Origin of the sequence: Staphylococcus sp. HMSC061G12, from assembly GCF_001838465.1 — a bacterium.
Lineage (GTDB): Bacteria > Bacillota > Bacilli > Staphylococcales > Staphylococcaceae > Staphylococcus > Staphylococcus simulans.
In genome coordinates this window covers 1-9,335 of sequence record NZ_KV837157.1, presented here as the reverse complement: position 1 = coordinate 9,335, position 9,335 = coordinate 1, and the positions used below count along the sequence as shown (strand labels likewise).

At 37.0% G+C, this 9,335-nt stretch carries 6 protein-coding genes; all 6 read left to right on the top strand.

What is annotated here, in order from left to right; all coding sequences use genetic code 11:
• A partial coding sequence (locus HMPREF2937_RS10955; protein ID WP_180364640.1) for an FIVAR domain-containing protein occupies window positions 1-2,819 on the top strand: 2,819 nt, incomplete at its 5' end.
• Window positions 2,820-3,063: 244 nt separating this feature from the next.
• Window positions 3,064-3,450 carry a S1 domain-containing post-transcriptional regulator Ygs gene (gene ygs, locus HMPREF2937_RS10950; RefSeq protein WP_002481862.1) on the top strand — a complete coding sequence of 129 codons (387 nt, stop codon included), beginning with the start codon at window positions 3,064-3,066 and terminating at the stop codon, window positions 3,448-3,450.
• Between the two features lie 153 nt (window positions 3,451-3,603).
• Window positions 3,604-4,731 carry an NADH-dependent flavin oxidoreductase gene (locus HMPREF2937_RS10945; RefSeq protein ID WP_070864585.1) on the top strand — a complete coding sequence of 376 codons (1,128 nt, stop codon included), beginning with the start codon at window positions 3,604-3,606 and terminating at the stop codon, window positions 4,729-4,731.
• A gap of 262 nt (window positions 4,732-4,993) precedes the next feature.
• Window positions 4,994-6,538: an L-glutamate gamma-semialdehyde dehydrogenase gene (gene pruA / locus HMPREF2937_RS10940; protein WP_002481864.1), complete on the top strand. Its 1,545-nt coding sequence runs from the start codon at window positions 4,994-4,996 to the stop codon at window positions 6,536-6,538.
• Between the two features lie 190 nt (window positions 6,539-6,728).
• On the top strand, window positions 6,729-7,919 hold the full coding sequence (locus HMPREF2937_RS10935) for an ornithine--oxo-acid transaminase (protein ID WP_023015791.1): 1,191 nt from the start codon (window positions 6,729-6,731) through the stop codon (window positions 7,917-7,919).
• A gap of 109 nt (window positions 7,920-8,028) precedes the next feature.
• Window positions 8,029-9,273 (top strand): Glu/Leu/Phe/Val family dehydrogenase, encoded by a 1,245-nt coding sequence (locus HMPREF2937_RS10930; protein ID WP_002481866.1) that lies wholly within the window; start codon window positions 8,029-8,031, stop codon window positions 9,271-9,273.
• Window positions 9,274-9,335: the final 62 nt, after the last annotated feature.

The following is a 9,335-nucleotide window of genomic DNA, read 5'->3' as shown; positions in this document are numbered from 1 at the left end:
GTGCGCTTGATACAAATGATAAAGAAGATAAAGCTGTTCAAGACGCTTTAGACAAAGCGAAAACAGTACAAGCTGATCAAAATGCAACGCAAGAAGCAGTGAATACAGCTAAAACTGAATTAGATAATGCGTTAAATGCTAAAAAAGCACAAGATACTAAAGAAGCTGTTGAAAAACAAAATGCTTTAGATGCATTGAAAGCAGAGCTTGAAAAAGCAAAAACAGTTAATAAAGAACTTTACACTACAAACAGCGTAAAAGTTTTAACTGACTCTGAAACTGCAGGACAAAATGTAGTTGATAATGCAGCTAATAAAACAACTCAAGAAATTGAGGAAACAACAAAAGCATTGAAAGATGCTCAAGCAAACTTAGTTTCAAAAGCAGATAAAACAGAACTTGTGAAAGCACTTGAAAAAGCAAAAACTTTAGGTGATTTAGTTGCAACTGACAAAGAAGACAAAGCCGTTCAAGATGCAGTAACAGCAGGTGAAGCTGTTAACGAAGATCACAATGTAACACAAGAACAAGTTGCTAACGCAACAAAAGCAATTAACGATGCGATTGCTGCAAAAGAACGTCAAGATGCTTTAGATGCTTTAACAAAAGCTATTAAAGAAGCAAATTCAGTAGTTAAAGATGAATACAAACCAAACACTGTCACTCCATTAGAAGAAGCTGTTAAAGCTGGTGAAACAGCTCGTGCTGATGCTACTAAGACTGTTGAAGAGTTGAAACAAGCAGCACAAACAATTACTGGTGCTCAAAATAAACTTGAACTTAAAGCAAATAAAGAAGAATTGAATAAAGTTGTTAAAACTACAGAAACTTTAGAGCTTAATCCAGCTGATAAAGAAGATAAAGCGGTTCAAGATGCATTAAATACTGCTAAAGAAGTTCAAGCAGATCAAAACGCATCACAAGAAACAGTTGATAAAGCAAAAACTGATCTTGAAAATGCAGTAAAAGCTAAAACAACTCAAGATAAAGTAGACGCATTCAACAAAGCGCTTGATGCATTGAAAGCAGAACTTGAAAAAGTAAAAACTATCGACAAAGACTTCTACACTCCTAATAGTGTTAAACCAGTTACAGATGCTGAAACTGCAGGTCAAACTATTGTAAATAATTCTGCTGATAAAACAGTTGAAGAAATCAATAAAGCAACACAAGACTTGAAAGAAGCGCAAAAACATTTAGTAGAAAAAGCTGACAAAGTTGAACTTGATAAAGTGATCGACACAGCAGAAAATACTGAATTGAACGTTAATGACAAAGAAGATAAAGCAGTCAAAGATGCTTTAGACACAGCTATCAAAGTTCAAGAAGACTTCAACGCAACACAAGAAGAAGTCGACAAAGCTCAATCTGATTTAGCAAAAGCACTTGAAACAAAAGCAACTCAAGATAAAGCTGATCAAGTGAATGCTGCATTAGAAGTATTGAAAAAAGAACTTGAAAAAGTAGCTTCAATCGATAAATATGCATATACTCCAAACAGTGTAGAACCATTAACTAAAGCTGAAACAACAGGTCAAGCTATCGTGAAAAATTCTTCTGGTAAAACAGTTGAAGAAATCAATAAAGCAACACAAGACTTGAAAGAAGCGCAAAAACATTTAGTAGAAAAAGCTGACAAAGTTGAACTTGATAAAGTGATCGACACAGCAGAAAATACTGAATTGAACGTTAATGACAAAGAAGACAAAACGGTTCAAGATGCTTTAGATAAAGCAATCAAAGTACAAGAAGACTTCAACGCAACACAAGAAGAAGTCGACAAAGCTCAATCTGATTTAGCAAAAGCGCTTGAAAATAAAGCAGCTCAAGACAAAGCTGATCAAGAAAAAGTACAAGCGTTCAACAAAGCGTTAGAAGCGTTGAAAGCACAACTTGCAAGCTCAAGAACAGTGGTTAAAGATAACTTCACACCAAACAGCGTTGCTCCATTCGAAGAAGCACAAGCGGTGGCACAAGGTATCGTAAACAATCCAGAATCTGTAACAGTGGAACAAGTTGTCAAAGCAACTGAAGTCTTGAAGTCAACACAATCAAGCTTAGTAACCAAAGCAGATAAATCGGAACTTGAAAAAGTGATTAAAACTGCTGAAGGATTAGACTTGAATGTAACTGATAAAGAAGACAAAGCTGTAAAAGATGCATTAGATACAGCAGTAACAGTTGAAGCAGATCAAAATGCGACTCAAGAATCTGTGGACAAAGCACAATCTGATTTAGAAAAAGCACTTGAAACTAAAGCGGCTCAAGATAAAGCAGATGCAGTTGCGAAAGCCAAAGCAGACGCTTTAGCTGAACTTGAAAAAGCATTAGATAAAACTGAAACAATTGATAAATCTAAATACACTCCAGAATCTGTTGAAAAATTAGATCAAGCAGTTGTAGATGGAAAAGTCATTGTTGAAAAAGCAGATAATGTTTCTGTTCAAGATATTAAAGAAGCAACTAAAGCTGTTGAAACTGCATTGAATGGTCTAGAAAAAGTTAATGCTCCTGCGAAAGAAACAGGAAAAACAACTGAATCTACACCAAATACAGCTAAATCTGATACAAAATCTGATGTGAAAGCACAAGATAAACAAACATCTAAAGCTACAAAAGGTACAAAAGCTGAAAAAGCTGGAGCAACTAAAGCTAAAGCTGAAAATGCAGGCAAAAATAAAGCGAAAGCATTACCAGAAACAGGTCAAGATGTTTCATCTATCGACCCACAATATGCTTCATTAATGTTTGCGATTGGTGGTTTAATGATGTTCTTCAGAAAACGTAAAAATGAAGACAAAGATAACACTGAAAAATAATCCGTTCTTTCAAAAGAATGATTAAGTAAGTGTGCACCTCTGCGATCGATTTGATATCGAAAGCAGGGGTGCTTTTGTGTTTTTATTGGAATTTTAAGGTAGAGATTTATCTTATTTATTTCAGTGAAATTTGCGCTATAAATCAAAAAATTCGAAAATATCATACCGTTACGGTTAGTGAGCCTCTTTAATTTATGCTATGATGTTATTGTTAGAAATAATACGAAATTAAGGGGTTATTAAGTTGAATAATCACTATAAATCAGGACAACACGTAAAAGTTAAAGTGACTGGTATTCAACCTTATGGCGCATTTGTAGAAACCCCTGACAACACGGAAGGACTCATTCATATATCAGAAATCATGAATGATTATGTCCATAATTTAAATCGGTTCTTATCTGAAGGACAAATTGTCAAAGCCAAGATACTGTCTATAGATGAAGAAGGTAAACTCAATTTGTCATTAAAAGATAATGACTACTTTAAAAATTATGAACGTAAGAAAGAGAAAAAATCTGTTTTGGATGAGATCAAAGAAAACGAAAAATACGGGTTTCAAACATTAGAAGAACGTTTACCGGTTTGGATTGCGCAGTCTAAGAGAATGATTAGAGAAAATAAACTCTAATCTCATATGAAGGTCAATATACGACATGATAAGCATGTGGTATATTGGCCTTTTATTTATTTTGTCTTCAAAATGATTTGAGCGATTCTTTTTTAATTTATTTATCGGTGCTTTAAAATGAATGCACAAAGATAAATTAGGAGGCACGTATAAATGGATAAGAAATATGAACCATTGTTTGAATCATATACTCTGCCAAATGGAGTAGAGATTAGAAATCGTTTTGTGCTTGCACCATTGACACACGTATCATCTAATGAAGATGGTACCATCTCAGAAGATGAGCTGAAACATATGGAGTTACGTTCTAAAGATGTAGGAATCAGTGTCAGTGCTGCAAGTAATGTGACAGACATTGGTAAAGGTTTCCCAGGTCAGCCTTCAGTGGCGCATGACTCAGATATTGAAGGATTAAAACAATTAGCTGAAGTCATGAAGAAAAATGGCGCAAAAGCACTTGTACAAATTCATCATGCTGGTGCGCAATCTCTACCTAACTTAACACCAGAAGGAGATGTCGTAGCGCCAAGTCCGATTTCATTGAAGAGTTTCGGCCAACAAGAAGAACATCATGCGCGTGAAATTACACCTGATGAAATAGAAGAAACAATCAAAGCTTTCGGTGAAGCGACACGCCGTGTTATTGAAGCAGGCTTTGATGGTGTAGAAATTCATGGTGCGAACCATTATTTAATTCACCAATTCGTTTCACGCCACTACAATCGTCGTCAAGATGAGTGGAGCAAGCCTTATAAATATCCGCTTGCTGTGGTAGATGAAGTGCTGAACACAGTTCGTAAATTCGCAGATAAAGACTTTATTGTCGGCTACCGCTTCTCACCAGAAGATCCAGAAGAAGACGGCATTAAAATGGAACAAACTAAAGAATTATTAGGTTACTTATCTAGCAAACCACTAGATTATCTTCATGCTTCACTGATGGACATCCACTCTAAAACTAGAGAGGGCACATATGAAGGTAAAACGCGTATTGAGCTCATTCGTGACTGGATTGACGATAAAATCCCATTAGTAGGTATCGGTTCAATCTTTAACGCTGATGAGGCTTTAGACGCTTTAAATACAGGTGTACAATTCATTGCGCTAGGTCGAGAAATCTTGTTAGATGCTGAATTCATTGAGAAGATTAAAGAAGGACGTACAGAAGATATTATTTCTTACTTTGATTCGACTCGTGAAGATAATCATAATTTACCGCCAAACTTATGGAAACAATTTGATAATGGTTTCTATCCATTACCAGAAAAAGGTGAACATTAATTCATTGGTAAGGGAAATGAAATCATATTATATGAAAGTTTAAGATTTATATATAAGACTGCACGTATTAAGCGTGTGGTCTTTTTTAATTTTTGTGTAGAATCTTCTTTTTCCTGTCGTGACAGTCTTGCGCAATCACACTATTTTAAATTTTCGTAATTTTAAGCATTTTTCCTTTTACATCATAGGAGTTTTATGTAATTATTAGAAATGTAAGGGCTTTCTTATACCATTTTTAATATTAAACAAAGGGGGATTAAAAATGATTCCGTACAAACATGAACCATTTACAGATTTCCAAAAAGCAGAGAACAGAGAAGCTTATGAAAAAGCGCTCAAAAAAGTCGAAGAAGACTTAGGTAAAGAGTATCCGCTCATTATTAATGGTGAACGTATCTATACAGACGATAAAGTAAGATCATTCAACCCGTCGAATAGAGAAGAGACAATCGGTTATGTCTCTAAGGCGAATAAAGAATTAGCGGAAAAAGCATTAGAAGCGGCGAAAGAAGCGTTTAAAACATGGCGTACTGTAGCTCCTGAAGTTAGGGCAGATATTTTATTCAGAGCTGCTGCGATTACACGTCGTCGTAAACACGAATTTTCAGCATTGCTTACAAAAGAAGGCGGTAAGCCATGGAAAGAAGCAGATGCTGATACTGCAGAAGCGATTGACTTCATGGAATACTATGGACGTCAAATGTTAGAACTGAAAGACGGTAAACCTGTCAACTCTCGTCCAGGAGAATACAACCAATTTGATTATTTACCAATCGGGGTTTCTGTCGTTATCTCTCCTTGGAACTTTGCGTATGCGATTATGGCAGGTACAACAGTAGCACCTGTAGTAACAGGTAATACGGTATTATTAAAACCATCATCAAACACACCGGTTATTTCATACAAATTTATGGAAGTATTAGAAGAAGCAGGACTTCCAAAAGGGGTAGTAAACTGGATTCCTGGCGATTCTAGTGATATCGGTGACTTCTTAGTAGAAAATAAAGATGTCGGTTTAATTTCATTCACAGGTTCTAAAAATGTCGGTACAAGCATTATGCAGAAAGCATCTAAAATCCAAGAAGGTCAAAACCACTTGAAACGTGTCATTGCAGAAATGGGCGGTAAAGACACAATTGTGGTTGATAGTGAAGCGGATTTAGATGTTGCGACTGATGCGATTGTTTACTCAGCATTCGGTTTCTCTGGACAAAAATGTTCAGCTTGTTCACGTGTTATCGCAGTAGAAGATATTTACGATGACTTATTAGAACGTGTTCAAAAAGCAACTGAAGCTTTAACAGTCGGTGATGCTTCAGACTACAATAACTTTATGGGCCCTGTTATTGATGAGAAAGCATTGAAGAAAATTAAAAGTTACTTGAAAGTCGGCGAAGATGAAGGTCGTTTAGTAACTGGCGGTAAAGTAGACGATGAAGTCGGAAACTTTGTATATCCGACAGTATTTGCGGACTTAGCTTATGACAGCCGTGTGATGCAAGAAGAAATCTTCGGACCTGTTGTTGGTTTCAGTAAAGCAAAAGACTTCGATCAAGCGATTGAATATGCGAACGCAACTGAATACGGTTTAACAGGTGCAGTTATTTCTAATAACCGCTTCAAACTCGAACAAGCACGTCGCGACTTCATGGTCGGCAACCTTTACTTCAACCGTGGTTGTACAGGTGCAGTTGTCGGTTACCAACCATTCGGCGGCTTCAAAATGTCAGGTACAGACTCTAAAGCAGGTGGCCCAGACTATCTAGTGCTTCACCTACAAGGTCGTACAGTATCTGAACACCTATAAAATATAACAATATAAACAACTTGAAAGAAGATTGAAGTAAGCAACACAAATCACATTATAGCTCTAGTCGCATTATGCGGTATCTATAATGTGATTTTTTTCAAAAATATTTTAAAGTGTGGAAACTATACAATGGAGTGACATTCTATAAGAAAAATAAAAACAAAGGGATATAGAGGAGGAATCATTTATGACAAGAACAGAAGATATTATCAAAAAAACAGAACACTATGGGGCGCGCAACTATACGCCACTTCCAATTGTCATTTCTGAGGCAGACGGTATTTGGGTAACAGATCCTGAAGGCAATAAATACATGGACATGTTAGCGGCTTATTCAGCAGTTAACCAAGGCCACCGTCATCCTAAAATTATTCAAGCACTAAAAGATCAAGCGGATAAAGTGACACTCGTTTCTCGTGCGTTCAACAGTGATAATTTAGGGGACTGGTACGAGAAAGTCAGTGAATTAACAGGCAAAGAAAAAATCTTACCAATGAATACAGGTGCAGAAGCAGTTGAAACAGCGGTTAAAGCTGCACGTCGTTGGTCTTATGAAGTTAAAGGTATTGATCCAGATAAAGCTGAGATTATTGCGTTTAACGGCAACTTCCATGGACGTACGATGGCGCCGGTATCATTGTCTTCTGAAGCGGAATATCAACGCGGTTATGGTCCTTTACTAGAGGGATTCAAAAAAGTAGATTTCGGAGATGTCGATGCATTAAAAGCAGCTATTAACGAAAATACAGCTGCGATTTTAGTAGAGCCGATTCAGGGTGAAGCGGGTATTAATGTACCACCTGAAGGTTATATGAAAGCGATTCGTGAACTTGCGGATGAGCACAATGTCTTATTTATCGCAGATGAAATCCAATCTGGCTTAGGTCGTTCAGGTAAAATGTTTGCGACAGACTGGGACGATGTAAAACCAGATGTGTACATTTTAGGTAAAGCACTTGGCGGTGGGGTACTGCCAATTTCAGCTGTAGCAGCTGATCATGAAGTGTTAGATGTCTTCACACCAGGTTCACATGGTTCTACATTCGGTGGTAATCCATTAGCTGCAGCAGTTTCTATTGCGGCATTAGATGTGTTGGTAGATGAAAAGCTCGCAGAACGTTCAAGAGAACTCGGTGATTACTTCCAAGAAGAATTAAGAAAGATTGATCACCCAGCTATTAAAGAGGTACGTGGTCGTGGTTTATTCATCGGTTTAGAACTAAAAGAGAATGCGAGACCATATGCTGAAGCATTAAAAGAACAAGGATTATTGTGCAAAGAAACACACGAAACGGTGATTCGATTTGCGCCGCCATTGATTATTTCTAAGGAAGAAATTGATGACGCATTAGAGAGAATTAAGAAGGTTTTCAGCTGAGTTCAAAAAGTTGTAACAAAAGGAATGAAAACCCTTTAAAAAGGTAGCGCTTATGTTACAATACAAATGAAAGCGAAATCATTGTTAGGAAAAAGAGGCGAGAAGGATTATGACTGAGAACAATAATTTAGTGGCATCGACACAACAAATTATCAAAGAAGCTTTGCATAAATTAGGTTTTGATGACGGTATGTATGATTTAGTGAAAGAACCTTTAAGATTTTTAGAAGTTCGTATTCCAGTAAGAATGGATGACGGTACTGTTAAAACTTTCACTGGCTATCGTGCACAACATAATGATGCAGTCGGACCTACTAAAGGTGGCGTTCGTTTCCATCCGAACGTTAACGTGGATGAAGTAAAAGCATTATCAATGTGGATGACAATGAAGTGCGGTATTGTCGACTTACCATACGGCGGCGGTAAAGGCGGTATCATCTGTGACCCACGTGAAATGAGTATTCATGAAGTAGAACGATTATCTCGTGGTTATGTACGTGCAATTTCACAAATTGTTGGACCTTCTAAAGATATTCCAGCACCAGACGTAATGACAAACTCACAAATCATGGCTTGGATGATGGATGAGTATAGTGCATTAGATAAATTCAACTCACCTGGATTTATCACTGGTAAACCGATTGTGCTTGGCGGTTCTGAAGGACGCGACCGTTCAACAGCATTAGGGGTAGTTATTGCGATTGAACAAGCGGCTAAAATTAAAAACCTTGATTTAAATGGAGCAAGAATTGTCATTCAAGGTTTCGGTAACGCAGGCAGCTTCTTAGCGAAATTCTTATTTGATAAAGGCGCTAAGATTGTCGGTATCTCAGATGCATACGGTGCATTATCTGATCCAGAAGGTTTAGATATCGATTACCTATTAGACCGTAGAGACAGCTTTGGTACAGTAACAAACTTATTTGAAGAAACAATTTCTAACAAAGAACTCTTTGAATTAGATTGCGACATCTTAATTCCAGCTGCAATTGAAAACCAAATTACAAAAGATAACGCACCAAACATTAAAGCGGATATCTTAGTAGAAGCAGCAAACGGACCTACAACTTTAGAAGCAACACGTATCTTACACGAACGCGGTATCTTATTAGTACCAGACGTACTTGCGAGTGCCGGCGGTGTAACTGTGTCTTACTTCGAGTGGGTTCAAAACAACCAAGGTTACTACTGGACAGAAGATGAAGTAAACGAAAAAATGCGTGATAAATTAATCACAGCATTCAATGATATTTATGAATTAGCACAAAACCGTAAAATTGACATGCGTTTAGCAGCATACATTATCGGTATTAAACGTACTGCAGAAGCAGCACGCTATCGTGGTTGGGCTTAAATTTATAGCTCATAACGAAATTAAGACCTTAGGCTCTATAATAAATTCGGTTGATGAGATAA